At 48.0% G+C, this 246-nt stretch carries 1 pseudogene; it reads right to left on the bottom strand.

The window, feature by feature from the left end:
* Window positions 1-122: 122 nt before the first annotated feature.
* Window positions 123-246: pseudogene (locus tag ACXAFR_RS27680) on the bottom strand (IS256 family transposase); the annotation flags it as partial.

Raw genomic sequence — 246 nt, forward strand, 5'->3', positions numbered from 1 at the left:
GAGGGCGTTCAAAATTCTGTGTCAGTTAAAGCACGCTAACGCGCTTCGCTTGTTGGCCACCGATTTGTTAGCGAGGCAAGCTCACCAACAAATCAGTGCCTAGAAGTGTAACGCAGTGACTATCACAGGTCTAAGTAAATTTCGAGTCGGCCTTCAAAATGAATGGCCATTTGTGACAGTGTCAGATTCCAGTTTTGTACCGGGTGAGTCCATTTTTCTGTCGCGTTAAGCACGCCTGCGTAGAGC

The organism is Pseudomaricurvus sp. ABR4_320 (genome assembly GCF_056159445.1).